At 61.9% G+C, this 19,254-nt stretch carries 17 protein-coding genes; 12 read left to right on the top strand and 5 right to left on the bottom strand.

Annotated elements, in window-relative coordinates; genetic code table 11:
• Positions 1–442: 442 nt before the first annotated feature.
• The 11 genes from pcaR to pcaC all read left to right on the top strand — a co-directional run bounded on the left by pcaR (position 443) and on the right by pcaC (position 11,099).
• Positions 443–1,285: a pca regulon transcriptional regulator PcaR gene (gene pcaR, locus QRN41_RS19190; protein WP_003189296.1), complete on the top strand. Its 843-nt coding sequence runs from the start codon at positions 443–445 to the stop codon at positions 1,283–1,285.
• Positions 1,286–1,430: 145 nt separating this feature from the next.
• A complete protein-coding gene (pcaK, locus tag QRN41_RS19195) occupies positions 1,431–2,771 on the top strand; it encodes a 4-hydroxybenzoate transporter PcaK (RefSeq protein ID WP_034096312.1) in 1,341 nt (446 codons plus the stop codon).
• Positions 2,772–2,912: 141 nt separating this feature from the next.
• A complete protein-coding gene (locus tag QRN41_RS19200; protein WP_123480511.1) occupies positions 2,913–3,770 on the top strand; it encodes a CoA transferase subunit A in 858 nt (285 codons plus the stop codon).
• Entirely contained in the window at positions 3,770–4,549 is a 780-nt protein-coding gene (locus QRN41_RS19205; RefSeq protein ID WP_034137294.1) for a CoA-transferase subunit beta, read from the top strand. The genes QRN41_RS19200 and QRN41_RS19205 overlap by 1 nt, the downstream gene beginning before the upstream one ends.
• Positions 4,546–5,748 carry a 3-oxoadipyl-CoA thiolase gene (pcaF, locus tag QRN41_RS19210; protein ID WP_173603576.1) on the top strand — a complete coding sequence of 401 codons (1,203 nt, stop codon included), beginning with the start codon at positions 4,546–4,548 and terminating at the stop codon, positions 5,746–5,748. Before QRN41_RS19205 ends, pcaF begins: the two co-directional genes overlap by 4 nt.
• A 23-nt stretch (positions 5,749–5,771) precedes the next feature.
• Positions 5,772–6,476 carry a protocatechuate 3,4-dioxygenase subunit beta gene (pcaH, locus tag QRN41_RS19215; RefSeq protein ID WP_034137295.1) on the top strand — a complete coding sequence of 235 codons (705 nt, stop codon included), beginning with the start codon at positions 5,772–5,774 and terminating at the stop codon, positions 6,474–6,476.
• Between the two features lies 1 nt (position 6,477).
• Positions 6,478–7,044, top strand: coding sequence for a protocatechuate 3,4-dioxygenase subunit alpha (gene pcaG, locus QRN41_RS19220; RefSeq protein WP_167416465.1), 567 nt, complete (start codon positions 6,478–6,480; stop codon positions 7,042–7,044).
• Positions 7,045–7,217: 173 nt separating this feature from the next.
• Positions 7,218–8,513, top strand: a complete 1,296-nt coding sequence (locus QRN41_RS19225; RefSeq protein WP_167416466.1) for an MFS family transporter — start codon at positions 7,218–7,220, stop codon at positions 8,511–8,513.
• A 10-nt stretch (positions 8,514–8,523) separates the two neighbouring features.
• Positions 8,524–9,888, top strand: coding sequence for a 3-carboxy-cis,cis-muconate cycloisomerase (locus tag QRN41_RS19230; RefSeq protein ID WP_285422002.1), 1,365 nt, complete (start codon positions 8,524–8,526; stop codon positions 9,886–9,888).
• Positions 9,889–9,898: 10 nt separating this feature from the next.
• Positions 9,899–10,690, top strand: coding sequence for a 3-oxoadipate enol-lactonase (gene pcaD / locus QRN41_RS19235; protein WP_094064709.1), 792 nt, complete (start codon positions 9,899–9,901; stop codon positions 10,688–10,690).
• 10 nt (positions 10,691–10,700) lie between these two features.
• Positions 10,701–11,099, top strand: a complete 399-nt coding sequence (gene pcaC / locus QRN41_RS19240) for a 4-carboxymuconolactone decarboxylase (RefSeq protein WP_034137300.1) — start codon at positions 10,701–10,703, stop codon at positions 11,097–11,099.
• A 43-nt stretch (positions 11,100–11,142) separates the two neighbouring features.
• On the opposite strand, the gene QRN41_RS19245 is transcribed toward pcaC, so the two are convergent.
• From QRN41_RS19245 to QRN41_RS19265, 5 genes are all read right to left on the bottom strand, one after another.
• Entirely contained in the window at positions 11,143–12,705 is a 1,563-nt protein-coding gene (locus QRN41_RS19245; RefSeq protein WP_285422003.1) for a M91 family zinc metallopeptidase, read from the bottom strand.
• Positions 12,706–12,827: 122 nt separating this feature from the next.
• A complete protein-coding gene (locus tag QRN41_RS19250) occupies positions 12,828–13,727 on the bottom strand; it encodes a polysaccharide deacetylase family protein (RefSeq protein ID WP_285422004.1) in 900 nt (299 codons plus the stop codon).
• An 84-nt stretch (positions 13,728–13,811) separates the two neighbouring features.
• Positions 13,812–15,062, bottom strand: a complete 1,251-nt coding sequence (locus QRN41_RS19255) for an OprD family porin (protein ID WP_285422005.1) — start codon at positions 15,060–15,062, stop codon at positions 13,812–13,814.
• 137 nt (positions 15,063–15,199) lie between these two features.
• Positions 15,200–16,813 (bottom strand): J domain-containing protein, encoded by a 1,614-nt coding sequence (locus tag QRN41_RS19260; protein WP_285422006.1) that lies wholly within the window; start codon positions 16,811–16,813, stop codon positions 15,200–15,202.
• 11 nt (positions 16,814–16,824) lie between these two features.
• Positions 16,825–18,522 carry a molecular chaperone HscC gene (locus QRN41_RS19265; RefSeq protein ID WP_285422007.1) on the bottom strand — a complete coding sequence of 566 codons (1,698 nt, stop codon included), beginning with the start codon at positions 18,520–18,522 and terminating at the stop codon, positions 16,825–16,827.
• Positions 18,523–18,778: 256 nt separating this feature from the next.
• Between QRN41_RS19265 and QRN41_RS19270 the strand changes: the two genes are divergently transcribed.
• Positions 18,779–19,231, top strand: coding sequence for a hypothetical protein (locus QRN41_RS19270; RefSeq protein WP_040267536.1), 453 nt, complete (start codon positions 18,779–18,781; stop codon positions 19,229–19,231).
• The last annotated feature ends 23 nt before the right edge of the window (positions 19,232–19,254 follow it).

The following is a 19,254-nucleotide window of genomic DNA, read 5'->3' on the forward strand; positions in this document are numbered from 1 at the left end:
GGCGGTCATTTCAGGCAAGTAGTTGCGCTCGGTCATGCACTGCCTGTGCACGGTTTCGGGCCCGCTTGCGCTAGCAACGTCGAATGGGCCTGAGCACAGGGTGCATTATAGCCGCGCATCTGAATAACACTATCGGCATAGAGTTAAAAAGCTTCAAGGATGTGTGAACATCTTGTGATACCCGCGTGTGCGTATTAATAAAAGTCTGGCGTCAGAAAGTCCGCAACTGCTTTAACGGCGAAGATCGTTTTGTATAACTTTGCGCAGCATCATCAGGTTTGAGCGCTGGGCCTGCCGGGGAGGAATACGACGAGTTGCGATAATCGAATACCCGTTCGATAATCGCCCGGCGTCGTCGCCCCAAGCTTGTATCGCGCGGCCGGCGCGGCTTGTAATACCGGGCAAACCTCCCCTGCGGCTGACAATAAGAGAAGGCATCGAGATGAATGATCAATTGCGCAATTCTTTCGCGTCCGTAGCCCCTCCGATCGTTGCCTCGCCGGCAAAACGCATCCAGGCGTTTACCGGTGATCCCGACTTTATGACCTCCCTGGCCCGCGGCCTGGCCGTGGTGCAAGCCTTCCAGGAGCGCAAACGCCACCTGACCATCGCCCAGATCAGCCATCGCACCGAAATCCCGCGTGCCGCCGTGCGCCGTTGCCTGCACACCCTGATCAAACTCGGCTACGCCACCACCGACGGGCGTACCTATTCGCTGCTGCCCAAGGTCCTGACCCTGGGCCACGCGTACCTGTCGTCCACGCCGCTGGCGGTATCGGCACAGCCCTATCTGGATCGCATGAGCGAGCAACTCCACGAAGCCTGCAACATGGCGACCCTCGAAGGCGATGACATCCTCTATATCGCCCGTTCGGCCACCACTCAGCGCCTGATCTCCGTGGACCTCTCCGTCGGCGGGCGTTTGCCGGCGTACTGCACCTCCATGGGTCGCATCCTACTGGCGGCGCTGGACGATGCGTCGCTGCAGGACTACCTCGACCACGCCGATCTGCAAACCAAGACCAGCCGTACCCTTACCACCCCTCAGGCCTTGTTCGAATGCCTGCAACAGGTGCGTCAGCAGGGCTGGTGCATCGTCGATCAGGAGCTCGAACAGGGCCTGCGCTCCATCGCCGTGCCGGTGTATGACGCCTCCGGCCAAGTGCTCGCGGCGCTGAATGTGAGCACCCACGCCGGGCGGGTCAGTCGCAGCGAGCTGGAACAGCGTTTCTTGCCCAGTATGCTCAGCGCCAGCCGCGAGCTGAGTGCGCAGCTGTTTGCCTAAGTGTTCGGTGACCGCACAGATCCCGGTCTGATCAATTGACGGTGTTTCCCCCGGCTTATTAATGTGCGGCAGCGCTGTTCCAGCGCCCTTTAATAAGAATGACGGCCCCAGGCCGTCAGCCCGCCATCGGTGTGGAATAAAAATAATGAATCAGCCTTCTGTCGGTACTTCTCTGGACGTGCAGTCCTTTATCAATAGCCAGCCGCTGTCGCGCTATCAGTGGCGCGTGGTCATCCTGTGTTTCCTGATCGTGTTTCTCGATGGCCTCGATACAGCGGCCATGGGCTTTATTGCGCCGGCTTTGTCTCAGGACTGGGGCATCGACCGCGCCAGCCTTGGCCCGGTAATGAGCGCCGCGTTGATCGGCATGGTGTTCGGCGCCCTGGGCTCTGGCCCGCTGGCCGACCGTTTCGGGCGCAAAGTCGTGCTGGTAGGCGCGGTGCTGGTGTTCGGTGCATTCAGCCTGGCTTCGGCCTACAGCAGCAGCGTCGATCAGTTGCTGGTGTTGCGTTTTCTCACCGGCTTGGGCCTGGGCGCGGGTATGCCCAACGCCACCACCTTGCTCTCCGAATACACCCCTGAACGCCATAAGTCGCTGCTGGTGACCAGCATGTTCTGCGGCTTCAACCTGGGCATGGCCGGCGGCGGGTTTATCTCGGCCAAGCTGATCCCCGCGTTTGGCTGGCATAGCCTGTTGTTGATCGGCGGCATTCTGCCGTTGATCCTGGCCGTGGTGCTGCTGGTGTGGTTGCCGGAATCGGCGCGTTACCTGGTGGTACGCAACCGTGGCACCGACAAAGTGCGCCGGACCCTCTCGCCCATCGAACCCAATCTCGTCGCCCAGGCCACCCATTTCAGTGTGCCCGAACAAAAAACCGTGAAGGCACGCAACGTGTTCGCGGTGATCTTTTCCGGCACCTACAGCGCCGGCACCTTGTTGCTATGGCTGACCTACTTCATGGGGCTGGTGATCGTGTACCTGCTGACCAGCTGGCTGCCCACCCTGATGCGCGACAGCGGTGCGAGCATGGAGCAGGCCGCGTTTATCGGCGCGCTGTTCCAGTTCGGCGGTGTATTGAGCGCGGTCGGCGTGGGCTGGGCAATGGACCGGTTCAACCCGCACAAGGTCATCGGTACGTTTTACCTGCTGGCCGGTGTATTTGCTTACGCGGTCGGGCAGAGCCTGGGCAACATCACGTTACTGGCAACCCTGGTGCTGATCGCCGGGATGTGCGTCAACGGCGCGCAATCGGCGATGCCTTCCCTGGCTGCGCGCTTCTACCCGACCCAGGGCCGCGCCACTGGGGTGTCGTGGATGCTCGGCATCGGGCGTTTCGGCGCGATTCTCGGGGCCTGGATGGGCGCCACGCTGCTGGGCCTGGGCTGGAACTTCGAGCAAGTGCTCACCGCCTTGGTGATTCCCGCCGCACTGGCCACCACTGCGGTTGTGATCAAAGGCATGGTCAGCCATGCCGACGCGACCTGATCGATAGCCTGCCAACAATCAGTTCGATAATCGAACGCTTAGTCGATTATCGGATTGTTCGGCCCATTTGCCCGGCTTAATCTGCAAGCACTCGGCGCGCCCTCAGCGCCTTTTTCGATCAACACCGGGAGCCCGACCCCCATGGCTGAAATCCTTGCCCTGCGTGATGCGGTAAAGCAATTCGTCAACGACGGCGACACCGTCGCACTGGAAGGTTTTACCCACCTCATTCCTACGGCAGCGGGTCATGAAATCATTCGTCAAGGCAAGAAAGACCTGACGCTGGTACGCATGACACCTGACCTGATCTACGACCAGTTGATCGGCGCCGGTTGTGCCCGCAAGCTGATTTTTTCCTGGGGCGGCAACCCCGGCGTAGGCTCCCTGCATCGTCTGCGGGACGCAGTCGAAAAGCAGTGGCCGCAACCGCTGGAGATCGAAGAACACAGCCACGCCGACCTGGCCAATGCCTACGTAGCCGGGGCCTCCGGCCTACCGTTCGCGGTGCTGCGCGCTTACGCCGGTTCCGACTTGCCCAAGGTCAACCCGCTGATCAAGAGCGTGACTTGCCCATTCACCGGCGAAGTGCTGGCAGCGGTGCCGTCGGTGCGCCCGGATGTCACGGTGATTCACGCGCAGAAGGCCGACCGCAAGGGCAACGTGTTGCTCTGGGGCATTCTCGGTGTGCAGAAAGAAGCCGCGCTGGCCGCCAAGCGTTGCATCGTCACCGTGGAAGAAATCGTCGACGACCTGAATGCGCCGATGAACAGCTGTGTGCTGCCGACCTGGGCCCTGACAGCGGTGTGCCATGTGCCCGGCGGCGCGCACCCGTCCTACGCCCATGGCTACAACGAGCGGGATAACCGTTTCTACCAGGCGTGGGACCCTATCGCTCGCGACCGTGAGACCTTTACCGCATGGGTCGACGACTACATCCGCGGCACTGCCGATTTCACTGAGTTCCAGGCCAAGCTGGCCGCCGCACCGGAGGCCAAGTAATGACCTATTCGACCAATGAGATGATGACCGTCGCCGCCGCGCGCCGCCTCAACAACGGTTCGGTGTGCTTCGTCGGCATCGGCCTGCCCTCCAAGGCCGCCAACCTGGCGCGCCTGACCTCATCGCCGGACGTGGTGCTGATCTACGAGTCCGGCCCGATCGGCGCCAAGCCGTCCGTGCTGCCGCTGTCCATCGGTGATGGCGAGCTGGCGGAAACCGCCGACACCGTGGTGCCCACTGGGGAAATTTTCCGTTACTGGCTGCAAGGCGGGCGCATTGACGTGGGCTTCCTCGGCGCGGCCCAGGTCGACCGTTTCGGCAATATCAACACGACCGTGGTCGGCGATTACCACCAGCCCAAGGTGCGTTTGCCGGGGGCCGGGGGCGCGCCGGAAATCGCCGGCTCGGCCAAGAGCGTGTTGATCATTCTCAAGCAGTCGGCGCGCTCGTTCGTCGACAAGCTGGACTTCATCACCTCGGTCGGCCATGGCGAAGGCGGCGACTCGCGTAAACGGCTGGGTCTGCCAGGCGCAGGGCCTGTAGGGATTATTACCGACCTGTGCGTCATGGAGCCGGAGGAGGGCACCCATGAGTTCGTGGTCACCGCGCTGCATCCCGGCGTGACCCGTGAACAGGTGGTGGCCGCCACCGGTTGGGCGATTCGTTTCGCCGAACAGGTCAGCACCACCGCCGAACCCACTGAGGCCGAGCTGACCGCGCTGCGCGACCTTGAAGCCCGCACCGCCGCCGCCCACGGCCAAGCCCCGGGAGAAGCCTGATGCGCGAGGTATTTATCTGCGACGCCATTCGCACCCCCATCGGCCGCTTTGGCGGTGGTTTATCCAGCGTACGCGCCGACGACCTGGCGGCGCTGCCGATCAAGGCGCTGATGGCGCGCAACCCGTCGGTGCAATGGGACGCGGTCGATGAGGTGTTCCTCGGCTGTGCCAACCAGGCCGGCGAAGACAACCGCAATGTGGCGCGCATGGCGTTGCTGCTGGCCGGCCTGCCGGAGAGCGTGCCGGGCGTGACCCTCAACCGTTTGTGCGCCTCGGGCATGGAGGCCATCGGCACTGCGTTTCGTGCCATTGCCAGCGGCGAGATGGAGTTGGTGATTGCCGGTGGCGTCGAGTCGATGTCCCGAGCGCCCTTCGTGATGGGCAAGGCCGATGCCGCGTTTTCGCGCAACATGACGCTGGAAGACACCACCATCGGCTGGCGCTTTATCAACCCGTTGATGAAAGCCCAATACGGCGTGGATGCGATGCCGCAAACCGCCGATAACGTGGCCGACGATTACAACGTCTCCCGCGCCGACCAGGACGCGTTCGCCCTGCGCAGCCAGCAACGCACGGCTGCCGCGCAGGCCGCCGGTTACTTTGCCGAGGAAATCGTGCCGGTGCGGGTCGCCCATAAAAAAGGCGAAACCGTGGTGGAGCGCGACGAGCATCCACGGGACACCACCCTGGAAGCCCTGGCCAAACTCAAGCCGGTCAACGGCCCCGACAAGAGCGTCACCGCCGGCAATGCCTCGGGGGTCAACGACGGCGCGGCGGCGCTGATTCTGGCGTCCGCCGAGGCTGTGCGACAACACGGTTTGACGGCCCGCGCCCGCGTATTGGGCATGGCCAGTGCCGGTGTGGCCCCGCGCGTAATGGGCATCGGCCCGGTGCCGGCGGTGCGCAAACTGTTGGCCCGTCTGGACCTGGCAGTAAGCGATTTCGATGTGATCGAGCTCAACGAAGCCTTCGCCAGCCAAGGCCTGGCCGTGCTGCGTGAACTGGGCCTGGCCGACGATGCGCCGCAGGTCAACCCGAACGGCGGCGCTATTGCCCTTGGCCATCCATTGGGCATGAGCGGTGCGCGGCTGGTCTTGACGGCCCTGCATCAATTGGAAAAAACCGGCGGCCGCAAAGGCCTGACCACCCTATGCGTGGGCGTCGGCCAAGGCCTGGCCCTGGCGATCGAACGCGTCTGAGTCTAATAAGAGAGGATGGCTCCATGAGTGATAAGCCCGGTTACCGGCGCCCCCAGGCGGGCACCCAGCCTGAATACCTGCATCCGGCGTACCAGTCGACGAACCTGCGTTCGCCGTCCAAGCCGTTGGTGTTTCTGCCCCATTCCTTGTCGGAAATCACCGGCCCGACCATCGGCGCCGAGCGGGTCGGTGAGAAGGACAACGACCTCACCGCCCAGCATGACGGTGAGCCCCTGGGCGAACGCATCATCATCCATGGCCGCGTGCTGGATGAAAACGGTCTGCCGGTGCCCGGTATTCTGGTGGAGATCTGGCAGGCCAACGCGGCCGGGCGCTACAACCACCCGCGCGACCTGCACGATGCGCCGCTGGACCCCAACTTCACCGGCACCGGGCGTACCGTTACCGACGCCGACGGGTGGTACCAGTTCCAGACCATCAAGCCCGGCGCCTACCCGTGGGGCAACCACCACAACGCGTGGCGCCCGGCCCATATCCACTTTTCGCTGTTCGGCCCCAGCGTGCTCACGCGTTTGGTGACCCAGATGTATTTCCCCGGCGATCCGCTGCTCGAATACGACCCGATCTACAACTGCGTGCCGGACACCCGTGCCAAGGAACGCCTGATCGCGCGTTTCGATCTGGAAAAAACCATTCCGTCCTATGCCCTCGGCTACCGCTGGGACATCGTCCTGCGCGGCCGCGATGCCACGCCGATGGAGAAATAAGATGACACTCAACGCAACCACGTCCCACACCGTCGGGCCGTACTACCACATTGGTCTGACCTGGCTGAACCGCGAAGACCTGACCACCCCGGCCACCCTTGGCGAGCGCGTGGCGATCAGCGGGCAAGTGGTGGATGGCAAGGGCGAGGTCGTCAATGACGCCATGCTGGAAGTCTGGCAGGCCAACGCGGCCGGCAAGTACAACCACCCCGAGGACGAGCAGGACAAAGCCCTCGACCCGAGTTTTGAAGGCTTCGGCCGCGTGCCGGTGGACGCCGAAGGGCGGTTTCGCTTCACCACCATCAAACCGGGTAGTGTGCCGGGGCTCAACGGCACGACCCAGGCACCGCACTTGGTGATATTGGTGTTTGCCCGTGGTCTGGTGAAGCACTTGCTTACGCGGATTTATTTCGATGGTGAAGCACTGAATGGGGATGACCCGCTGCTGGCCTGTGTGCCCGTGGAGCGCCGGAGTACCTTGGTGGCCAAGCCGGACGCGCACGGTGTGTATCAGTGGAATGTGATTTTGCAGGGGGCCGATAAGGAAACGGTGTTCTTCGATTATTGATTCGTTTGGTAGGGCCTGATCGGGGGCAAGCCCCCTCCCACAGTTGATAGGCGGTGCGGTCAAGATGTGGGAGGGGGCTTGCCCCCGATCAGGCCGTCTCAGGCACCGCTTTCGGAACATGGCTGTTGCAAAGTGTGTCTAGGCTATAACCGTTCCCACTGAGTGAAAACACTATGACCACCACCACCAGTCATTACACCGGCGAAGAACGCAGCAAGCGCATCTTCGCGATTGTCGGTGCCTCTTCCGGCAACTTGGTCGAATGGTTCGACTTCTACGTCTATGCCTTCTGCGCCATTTATTTCGCTCCGGCGTTTTTCCCATCGGATGATCCCACCGTTCAACTGCTTAACACCGCCGGTGTGTTCGCCGCCGGGTTCCTGATGCGGCCGATCGGCGGCTGGCTGTTTGGTCGAGTGGCCGATAAGCATGGGCGCAAGAACTCGATGATGATCTCGGTGCTGATGATGTGCGCCGGGTCGCTGGTTATCGCCTTTCTGCCCACCTACAAGGATATCGGCGCCTGGGCCCCGGCATTGCTGCTGGTGGCGCGGTTGTTCCAGGGGTTGTCGGTGGGCGGCGAATACGGCACCACGGCCACTTATATGAGTGAGGTGGCGCTCAAGGGGCAACGCGGCTTCTTCGCCTCGTTCCAATACGTGACGCTCATCGGCGGGCAATTGCTGGCCGTGCTGGTGGTGGTGATCCTGCAACAGCTGCTCAGCGAAGAGGAACTGCGCGCCTGGGGCTGGCGCGTTCCGTTCGTGATCGGCGCGATTGCCGCGCTGATCTCCTTGTTGCTGCGTCGCACCCTGAAAGAAACCACCAGCCAGGAAACCCGCCAGGACAAAAACGCCGGCAGTGTGGCCGCGCTGTTCCGTCATCACAAAGCCGCGTTTATCACCGTGCTGGGCTACACCGCCGGCGGTTCGCTGATTTTCTACACATTCACCACCTACATGCAGAAGTACCTGGTGAACACCGCCGGCCTGCACGCCAAGACCGCCAGCTTCATCATGACCGGCGCGCTGTTCTTGTACATGTGCATGCAGCCGTTGTTCGGCATGCTCTCGGACAAGATCGGCCGACGTAACTCGATGCTTTGGTTCGGCGCACTCGGCACGCTGTGCACGGTGCCGATCCTGTTGACGTTGAAAACCGTGACCAGTCCGTTTCTGGCATTTGTGTTGATTTCCCTGGCGCTGGCGATTGTGAGTTTCTACACCTCCATCAGCGGCCTGGTGAAAGCCGAAATGTTCCCGCCCCATGTTCGCGCCCTCGGCGTCGGGCTGGCTTACGCCGTGGCCAATGCGCTGTTCGGCGGCTCGGCGGAATATGTGGCGCTGGGCTTGAAGTCCATAGGCATGGAAAACACTTTCTACTGGTACGTGACTGGCATGATGGCGGTGGCGTTCCTGTTCAGCTTGCGTCTGCCGAAACAGGCGGAATACCTGCACCACGATCTGTAAGGACTGAGTTATGACGTTGCGCACGAGCAACCAACTGTTCGACGCCTATTTCACCGCCGACAGCATGGCCGAGGTGTTCTGCGACCAGGGGCGCTTGCAGGGCATGCTGGATTTCGAAGCCGCTCTGGCCCGGGCGCAGGCGCGCGTCGGGTTGATTCCGCTAGCGGCCGTGGCACCGATTGCCCAGGCGTGCCTGGCATCGCTGTACGACGTGGATGCCCTCGGCATGGCGATTGCCTCGGCGGGCAACTCGGCGATCCCAGTGGTGAAAGCCTTGGGCAAATTGATTGCCAGCGAGGACGCCGATGCCGAGCGCTATGTGCACCTGGGCGCCACCAGCCAGGACGTGATGGACACCGGCCTGGTCCTGCAACTGCGGCGTGCCTTGGTGTTGATCGAAAGCGACCTGGCGCAATTGGGGGATGTGCTGGCCGCGCAAGCCCAGCGCTATGCCGCGGTGCCATTGGCCGGGCGCACCTGGTTGCAACATGCGACACCCGTGACCCTGGGCATGAAAATCGCCGGATGGCTGGGCGCGGTGACGCGCAGCCGGCAACGTCTGGCCGAACTCAAACCGCGTTTGCTGGTGCTGCAATTCGGCGGCGCCTCCGGCACGTTGGCGGCGTTGGGCGAACAGGCCATGCCGGTGGCCGAAGCCTTGGCCGCCGAACTGCACCTGAGCCTGCCCGATCAACCCTGGCACACCCAGCGTGATCGCCTGGTGGAGTTCGCCAGTGTGTTGGGCCTGATCGCCGGCAGCCTCGGCAAGCTGGGGCGGGACATCAGCCTGCTGATGCAGACCGAAGCGGCGGAAGTGTTCGAACCTGCCGCGCCGGGCAAGGGCGGTTCTTCCACCATGCCGCACAAACGCAACCCGGTGGGCGCCGCCGTCCTGATCAGCGCCGCCACTCGTGTACCGGGGCTGGTGGCCACGATGTTCAGCGCCATGCCCCAGGAACACGAGCGAAGCCTGGGCCTGTGGCATGCCGAGTGGGAAACCCTGCCGCAGATTTGCCGGTTGGTTTCCGGTGCCTTGCAGCAGGCGGTATTGCTGAGCCAGGGCTTGGAGGTCGACCCGGCGCGCATGGCGCGCAACCTCGAATTGACCCAGGGCCTGGTGCTGGCCGAAGCGGTGAGCATTGTGCTCGCCCAGTGCCTGGGCCGCGAAACCGCGCACCATCTGCTGGAGCGATGCTGTCAGCGGGCGGTCGCCGAGGGGCGCCATCTGCGCGCGGTATTGGCGGACGAACCACAGATCAACGCCGAACTGTCCCCCACGGAGCTGGATCGCTTGCTCGACCCGGCCCATTACTTGGGGCAGGCGCACACTTGGGTCAGCCGCGCCGTGACCGATCATTTTGCATTGACTGCCTGAGGAGACTGCTGTGGCTTTTGTACAACTCGCCGAGGGCGACCTGCACTACCAACTGGAAGGCCCGGTGGATGCGCCGGTGTTGGTGCTGTCCAATTCGTTGGGCACCAACCTACGTATGTGGGATACCCAGATCCCGGCGTTCACCGAGCATTTTCGCGTGTTGCGCTATGACACCCGTGGGCATGGCAAGTCGCTGGTGACCGAGGGGCCTTACAGCATCGAGCAATTGGGGCGCGATGTGCTCGCGCTGCTGGATGGGTTGCAGATTCGCCGCGCGCATTTTTGCGGGTTGTCCATGGGCGGCCTGATCGGCCAATGGCTGGGCATTAACGCCGGTGAGCGCTTGCAGCGTCTGGTGGTGTGCAACACCGCCGCCAAAATTGGCACGCCCGAGGTGTGGAACCCACGCATCGAGACCGTGCTGCGCGATGGCGCGGACGCGATGGTGGCCTTGCGCGATGCGTCGATTGCGCGCTGGTTCACCCCCGACTTCGCCGCTGCCAACCCACACCAGGCCAAACTGATCACCGACATGCTCGCCGCCACCTCGCCCCAGGGCTACGCGGCCAACTGCGCGGCGGTACGGGATGCGGATTTACGCGCAAACCTAGGGGCGATCCAGGTGCCGACCCTGGTCATCGCCGGCAGTGAAGATGCCGTCACGCCGCCAGCGGGTGGGCACTTTATCCAGCAACAGGTCAAGGCTGCCGAGTACGCCGAGTTCTACGCCGCGCACCTGTCCAATGTGCAGGCCGGTGCTGCGTTCAGTGACCGGGTGATTAAATTCCTGTTGTGCCGCTAAGGAGCTTTTCGTGGACGAGAAACAACGTTACGCCGACGGCCTGCAAGTGCGTCGTGAAGTGCTGGGCGATGCCCATGTCGACCGCAGCCTCAACGCGTTGACCGAATTCAACAGCGAGTTCCAGGAGATGATCACCCGTCATGCCTGGGGCGATATCTGGACCCGACCGGGCTTGCCCAGGCACACCCGCAGCCTGATCACCATCGCCATGCTGATCGGCATGAACCGCAGCGAAGAACTCAAGCTGCACCTGCGCGCCGCCGCCAGCAACGGCGTGACCCGCGCCGAGATCAAGGAGGTGCTGATGCAGAGCGCCATCTACTGCGGGATTCCGGCGGCGAATGCGACCTTTCACCTGGCCGAGTCGGTGTGGGATGAGCTGGGTGTGGAGTCGCGGGAACCGGTTTGAACAGGGGGTTCCCGCGCAGGCGTGGAGGGCTCGGACCTCAGGTCTATGGATTCTCAAAGACACGTTTGCGTAACGGCAGACCCATCTCCCGCTTCAGGGCATTTTCGGTGAAGGGGGGCGGGTTGGTCGTGGTAGGGGCGGTGTTTGGGTCACCATCAAAGTCAAAAGGTGCTGAGGTGGTTTGCAGGCCCACGGCTTGCCGTTCCAGATTCGGCTCCTCGGTATTATTGTTGGCCGAGTCCGCCGTATTGCCCGGCACAAATGTGCCGGTGGCACCGTTGAACGCGTGGGCCATTTCATGGGCCAGGCCGGTGATTGGGCTGGAAGTTTCGTTATACATGGACAAAGGGTTGTAGAGGATTGTGCCGCGGTCAGCCTTTGCTCCCGGCTGACCGTCAACGATGAAACCTCGCTGTGAAAGCGTGAGCGAGTCCAAGTCACCTCCCGCTTCAAGGTGTTGTTCAATGGATGTGTTGTTGAAACCGTACAGCATGTCATCGCGGGCGCTTAATTCACGGAGGGTAATGGGGGCGTTGTTTTGCTCGGCCAGTTCGTCGGCCTTCTGCAACACGCCTTGGCCGGTCGGCGACATTCGCAACAGCTCCAGATTGTCCTCGAAGTTTTGTTTGAACTCGGCAGAGCCCTCTACTCGAAAGGCTTTTTTTCCGGCGTTACTGGGCTCTACATCGATCCGGCGTGAGTTGAGCGAGCTAACCACGTTGTCTGAGGGCTTGGCGTAGATCGTCGTATTGTCGTGGTAGGACCTGACCCTGTTGCTACCACGGCCGGTGTAGATGACCGCGCTGTCGTGGCTGACCATCAGGTTGTTACCACCGCCACCGTGCATCACGGCGTGGCGCTTTCTAGCGACCATTGTGTCGTCACCGTTTCCGCCGTCCATATGCACCATGCCTTTGGCGAGAGGCGTTACGGCATACATCCTATCGTTGCCATTACCGCCATACAGTGCAGTGCTACCGCTGCCCGCGACCAACAGGTCGTTGCCGTCCTCGCCCGAGGCCGCGCCGCGCCCACTGCCCATGACGATATAGTCGTCTCCTGCGCCACCCCTGATCTGAGTAGTGGCGCCACCGGCATGGGCGTAATCGTTACCGGCGCCCAGGTCGATGCGGATGAGGGGGGTAGTGACGTCGGGGGCAATCACTACAGAGTCGTTGCCGCCGTGGGTTTTGATATGCAGGGGTTGGAACTGCCCCAGGTCGGGGCGCGCGTGTAACTGGAGGGTGTAGGCCTTTGCGTTGACGGTGACGAGCAACTTTCCTTCGGTGCCCTTGGTGATGTGGATGTTGTCTGCGCGGTTGCCGGTTTCCAGCACGATCTGGGTGGATATCAAGCTTACGTCGCCTTTTTTTGTCGCTGCGAATTCGAAATCCTGGGAGATTTTGACGTTCTTGTCTTGGAACAAAACTTCGTTGTTGATGTAGTTTTTTTCTCCGATTCTGCCAGCCGGAGAAGGCCGGGAGGCGGCGGTGAATGCATCGGAGTCAGGGCGTTTGTACTTGATCTCAACGGACGGCTCTGGCGGCGTCGTTGATGAATGGCCGGAGTAGGTCGTCGGGTGAGATGTGCTTGCGGAAATAGTCATACTGAAGGCTCGGGGTTGTTAACGGATGTGCCTTATCAGTTGGTTTGCACATAAGTCCCGTTCCGCGTGGGGTCTCCTCGATTGCTTTTCGCGATGTTTATTAATGCCACTCGGCTTTGGTTTTAGTGCGAGTCCGCATCCCACACCCAATTCCACACGCCCGGCAGGTGTACGGTGTCATTCACGTCCTTGACCGTACGGGCCAGGGCGGCGCGTTCCAGTGCTGGGTGGTCGGTGTAGAAAGGTTCTGCGGCGGTTTTCATGCCGTTGATGCGGGCGCTGTCCAACAGGATCTGCAAGTACTCCTGCAGGTGCCGCGCGGTGTAGCGGTTGATGTCGTGGAAGGTCACCACCACCGGGATCACGCCGTCCACCGTGGGCAATTCGCTGAGGGCGATGCGCTCGCGCACCACCGACAGTTGCCGATACAGATTGGCGCGTCGGCGTGGGCTGGCATTGAAACCCCAGATCTTGCCGTCATTGGCGCTCAGGTCCGTAAGCAGTACCTGCATACCGTGGCGTTGATAGGCGGCAAAGGTGCGGCGGTCATAGTTCCAGAACGGCGGGCGCACCAGGCGCGGCGGTGCGCCGGTGATGGCGGCGATATCGGCCGCACCCTGGGTGAGGGTGCGTTCCAGTTCGGCATCGTTGAGCCAGCGGTGATTGGTGTGGAAGGTGGTGGCGGTGTGAAACGCCAGCACATGCCCGCCGGCGTACTCGCGTTCCATGGTCTTGCGACCCCGCGAACTGCCGCCTGCGCGCGCGGATTCGGTCTGTAAGAAGAACACCGCCTTGATGCCCGGCAGCACCGGGTTGTGTGCCAGGTCGGCGATCACCGAGCGGGTCGGGTTGTTATAGCCCGAAGCACTGGGACCGTCATCGAAGGTCAACAGAAAGCGGATTGGCGCCTGGGCTTGCAGGCGTTGTTCGGTCTGGGGCGTCAAGGCGATTGGCGCGCTGATGCAGCCGCCGAGGCTCAAGGCCAGGGCAAGCACGGCAGCGGCGAAAGCAAAGGGTTTCATGGTGGGCACGGGCTCGGCAAAGAGGCCGCTGCTGGGCGGATCAGCAGCGGCAGGCGCGCACCATACAGCAAGTGCCGCGCCGGTTTACAGCAGACTGATCGGGTAACTGACGATCAGCCGGTTTTCATCGAACTCGTTGTTGCTGTAGTCGCGGCGCATGCTGGAATTGCGCCAGCGAACCGTCAGGTTCTTCGCCGCGCCGCTTTGCACGGTGTAGCCCACTTCGCTTTCGCGCCCCCATTCCTTGCCATCGGTGACGATGCCGCTGTGCACATTGCTGCCGCTGATATAGCGGTTCATCAGGGTCAGGCCCGGCACGCCGAGGGCGGCGAAGTTGTAGTCGTGGCGCACTTGCCAGGATTTCTCCTGGGCATTGTCGTAGCTTGAGTTGTAGCTGTCGTTGGCCAAGGTACCGCCGCTGGTGCCGTTGACGCGCATCCACGCGCTGTCGCCGCTGAGCTTTTGCAGGCCCACGTAGAACGTGTTGCCGCCGTATTTGGCCGAGAGCAGGCCGGACCAGGTTTTATTGTCCAACTCGCCCGCGCGGGCGCTGCCGTCTTCTTTGCCATAGAAGAACCCGAGGTTAGCGCCCAAGGTCCAGTCGCCCACGGGCTGGCTGTGGATCAGGTTGACGAACTGTTGGCGGTAAATGTCCTTGAGTTGAGCGTTCCACAGGCCGATCTGGGTGCGCTTGTCGTTGAATATGTATTCGGCGCCTTGGAAGTTGAAGCGGTCCGAGGTAAAGGCCGTTTTGCCCACCATCGACATGTCCGACAGACTGCTGTCGTCGCGCGGGCTGTTAGCGCGGAATTGGCCGCCGTAGAGGGTCAGGCCCTCGATTTCCTTGGATGTGATCTGCCCACCGCGCAAGGTTTGCGGCAGGGAGCGGCCATCGTCGGCGCGCAGGATCGGCAGCACCGGCATCCACTCGCCCACCTTCAGCTCGGTCTTGGACAGCCGTGCTTTGAACGCCACGCCCAAACGCCCGAAGTCATCCGCCGGGCGGCCGTCGTGATCCAACGGCAACAGCTGGGTGCCGCCGGTGCCGCGTCCGCCGTCGAGCTTGAGCGAATACAGCCCCAGGACATCCACGCCGAACCCCACCGTGCCCTGAGTGAAACCGGATTTGGCGTCGAGGATAAAACTCTGCGTCCACTCCTGGGCGCCACCCTGGGTTTTGCTCGGGTTGGCGAAGTTACGGTTGAAGAAGAAATTACGCAGGTTGAGGTTGGCGCTGGCGTCTTCGAAAAAACCGTGGTCTTCGGCGACGGCAGGCAAGGCAAGACTGGCGACAGCGGTGGCCAGCAACAGCCGGCGCGGGTGGAAAGTGCTCATGGTATCGAACCTGTTGTTATTGGGGTTATGCAGGTGGCGGCCATGGTGCGCGGCGGTGCGTGGGCGGTTCAATCGGGGGAGGGCGGGTTGTGGGCGATGATCGAACGCAAGTTGCCGGGCGCTCAGGCCCGGCAGGCTCAGCGTTTGGGCAGATCGATGTGGGTCCAGGGGAACGCCGGCAGGTAATGCTGGGCCGCGACGATCACGGCCACCATCACCACCAGGAACACCGCTTGCCATGGGCTCCAGAACGCCCAATGCAGGCCGTTGAGCCACGGGTAGCCTTCGCTGAAGCGTTGGCTCATATGACCGATGCGTTTTTTGTGCAACAGGTTGATCAACACCATGCCGGCATAGGTGAACGCGCCGAGGACGCCGAGCATCAAGGCGCAGGCCACCAGCATGATCGCTTGCGGCACGCCGTGGCGGATCACCAGCCAATAGTCGTTGGGGTTGAGTCGCTTGGGGATCAAGCGCTGGCTCAGCCACAAGTCCAGCACTCTGTAGGTCGAACTCATCCCGGCCCAAAACTGCGTGACGCGAAAACCGATACCGGCCGGCACCAGTGCCATGAACATAAAGATCGACACCGACATCAAGCCCAGCTTGTCGGGCTTGGAGTGGGCGATGCTCAGGCCGATACCCAGGGCGAACACGGCCCACAACCGGATAAACACTTGGGTGTAGATCGGCCGTGGCACGAATTTGCGCCAGAAGAACAGGTCAGGCTGAGGCAGCCGCTCGATCAGTTGCGGATAACGCCAGGTCAGGGTCTCGGCCAGGTGCTGGCAGGCGTTCCATTCGTTTTCGCCGAAGGTGTCGATGATGCGTTTTTGTTGAGTGGTGGACATCGGCGTCAGCAATAAGCGCGCGGCCAGAGCGTCGGCGGAGTTGCGTCGGGTGTCCTGGGCTTTTTCTTGCAGATGAGTGAAGAAACTCTCCTGCTCACAACGCGACACCAACTGGCGCCACATCCACGCCGGTTCCGGGTACACCCCTTTCTGATCGTCCCAACCAAATGTCTGGCACACCCGTTCGAACAGCGGCACGCTCCATTGGGTGTCATGCAGCAATTGCAGAACGATGCGTTGCCACTGCTGCTGCAAGTCGAATACCTGTAACCAGGCTTGGCTGTTGTACTGGGTCAATTGGCTGATGAACTCGCGTTCGGCCTGTTGCTCCAGCAGTTCTTGCAAGGTGCGGCGATAGTCCTGCAACAGTTCGCCGGTCAGCGCCTCGTATTGCCAAGGGGTCATCGCTACCTGCTGCCACGGCGTCAGCCATTCCAGGTGCTGCGCGGCCCATTGGGCGATGGCGCTGCGTTCGCCGGGGGCATTGAAACAATGGCGCAACAGGCCGGCCTGGAACGCGTCGGCGCAACCCTGTTGCCGAGCCTGCGCCCAGCGTTCATTGAGGTTATGGGCATTGAGGCCGCAGATCAGCGCTTCGGCAGGGTCTGGCGCGGGGGCGTCGAACGGCGCCGGGCTGAGGGGGCGCACGTCCATCAGTTCGGCCAGATCGCTGAGGTTGTCGGGGGCCGCTTCGGCCAGCGGTGCCTCGACGGCCACTGCCTCGGCGTTGTCCATGCGCCAGCGCGCTTCGCTCAGCGCTTCTTCATAGGCCTCGCGCAGGCGCTGGAAGCCGGCGGCGTCTTCATCCGGGCGGCAGCTTTTGAGCAGCCGCGCATAGCTGCGTTTGATGGTGCGCTCGTCGGCATCTTCCGGCAGCTGCAGTACGGTCCAACAATCCATGTGATCTTTCCTCAGCGCCAAAAGCCGTTATCGAGCTGCTCCAGTTGCCGGGTCAGTTCGCTGCGGGCTTCGCGGATGCGGCGTTCGTCCTGGGTGTCGAGCACATGCTGGAACTGAGCGGCCCAATGCCCGAGTTGTTCGCGCAGCTCACCCAGGCTTTCCTGATAGAGCCGTTCAAGGCGCGCGGTCAGAACGGTGTTGACCTGCTGGTCACGCGGATGAATCTTCAGTAGCGCCAGGGCTTGCAGGCGTTGCTGGATTTCCTGCGGGCTGAGCACACCTGGGTTGTTTTCGATCACCAGGGAATGTTGCTCGCCGGTCAGCGGGATATTCACCTGGGCTTCCAGCAGGCCGTTGTTGTCGTAGGTAAAGCGTACGTCCAGGGAGACTTCACCGGCTTTGCGCTTGGGCACGGCGATTTCCAGTTGGCCCAGTTCGATGTTGTCTTTCACCAAGCGGCTTTCGCCTTGATAGATCTTCAGCAGCACGCGGCTCTGGTCATCGTGCAGGGTGACCACACTTTTGACCCGGCTCACCGGCACGCTGCTGTTGCGTTCGATCAGGGGCAGGTAGTGGCCGCTTTCGATATGGCCGCCGTATTGGTTCGAGGTTTCGATGCCCAGGGTGTAGGGGCACACGTCGGTCAGCACCACTTCTTCCAGCGCGGCGGAACGCGCTTTGAGGGCGGCCTGGATTGCGGCGCCGTGGGCCACCACTTGGTCGGGGTCGAGGCTGATGGAGGGAAAACGCCCGAACAACCCGGCGGCGAGTTTGCGCACCAGCGGCATGCGCGTGGTGCCGCCCACCAGCAGGATTTCATCCAGGTCACTGACACGAATGCGCGCATCGCGCAGGGCGCGCTCGATTGGCGCGCGCAGGCGCTCCAACAGCGGCGTGTAGAGCTTGGCCAGCTCCGCTTGAGTGATGGTTTTTACCCACTGCTGGCCATCGACGCGCAGGGTGAAGTCGGCGCTGTCATCTTGGCCCAATGCCTTGCGTACGCGTTCGGCCTCGCGGCGCAAGGCGTGCAGCACGCTGCTGGTGGGCGGAAAGCCTTGGGCGTTGCGCTGGCTGTCGACGAAATGCTCCAGCAGCAGCGTGTCGAAATCTTCGCCGCCCAAGAAATTGTCGCCGGCGCTGGCGCGCACTTCCATGACCCCTTCGAACAGTTCGATGATCGACACGTCAAACGTGCCGCCACCGAGGTCGAACACCAGGAACGAGGTTTCTTTGTCGCGTTGATGCAGGCCGTAGGCGAGGGCGGCGGCGGTGGGTTCGTTGATCAGTTTTTCAACGTTGAGTCCGGCCAGCTCACCGGCAATGCGCGTGGCTTTGCGTTGGCCGTCGCTGAAGTACGCGGGCACGCTGATCACGGCTTCGGTGACGGTGTGGCCGTAGGTGCGCTCGATGTCTTCTTTCAGGCTTTTGAGCACCAGTGCCGAGAGTTCTTCCGGGCGGAACGAACGGTCGCCCAGGCGCACTTCGGTGGCGCTGCCCATGTAGCGCTTGAACAGCGACGTAGTCAGGTGCGGGTGAGTGTGCAGGCGCTCCTTGGCGGCCTGGCCGACCAGCACGCGCCCCTGATCATCCAGCCCGACTACGCTCGGGGTGAGCAATTGGCCAAGGGCATTGGGCACCAATTCGGCGGCGTCACCGCGCCAGACCGCTGCGAGACTGTTGGTCGTCCCCAGGTCGATTCCTACGATCATTACGACAAGCTCCCTCTGTGGTCTGTAAGAATCTGTAACCAATTTTCCCGAAAGGTTGAACGCAAAGCAAGACGGTGGCCGCTGACCCGAGCGGGCTGGCGGTATTTGCCGTCGCGAACGGGCTGCTCAACCTTTCAACCTTACGTTTCACCGCTGCGGTGTCTACTGTCAGGGTTGACAGTAGAACACGGGTTTTTCAGGGCGTAGTTTTGTGGTGGTCACAGTAGATGTTGAAGCACGCGAGGGAGGAAAACTCATGAGCTTCGGAAAAGATATAGGAGAGATCTTAACGTCCGGGGACAGGTTCGAGGCGAACTTGATCATTGATCACGGAAAGCCGGTGCCGATTAAATTTGACCACCTTGAGCTGGAGTCCTACATCAAGGGGTTGCAACTACGTATTCGCCTCGGCATCGAGGATAACCCCGGCTCCAAGAATGAGCTGACCCTTGAAGCCGACAAAGGTGAGCTGAAGGCACCCATGACATATCCGATCGGCCCGGGCCAGTTCATCCGTGCTCATTTTGGTCTGGAAGGTTATGTGGAGTACCTCCCTTCATCGTATTGGGGGAGTTTGACCGTCAACCGTCTCGAAACTGATGAGGCTAATAATAAAACTTCGATGGATCTCAGCTTCTCAATCGGTTGGAAGGCCACTGATGGCCGAGAACTGGAGGTCGATTGTTCAAAGCTTGAGATCAGCCAATGAGTTCATTGTGATACTGAGAAAAA

The sequence above is a fragment of the Pseudomonas sp. efr-133-TYG-23 genome (assembly GCF_030209215.1).
GTDB lineage: Bacteria > Pseudomonadota > Gammaproteobacteria > Pseudomonadales > Pseudomonadaceae > Aquipseudomonas > Aquipseudomonas rhodesiae.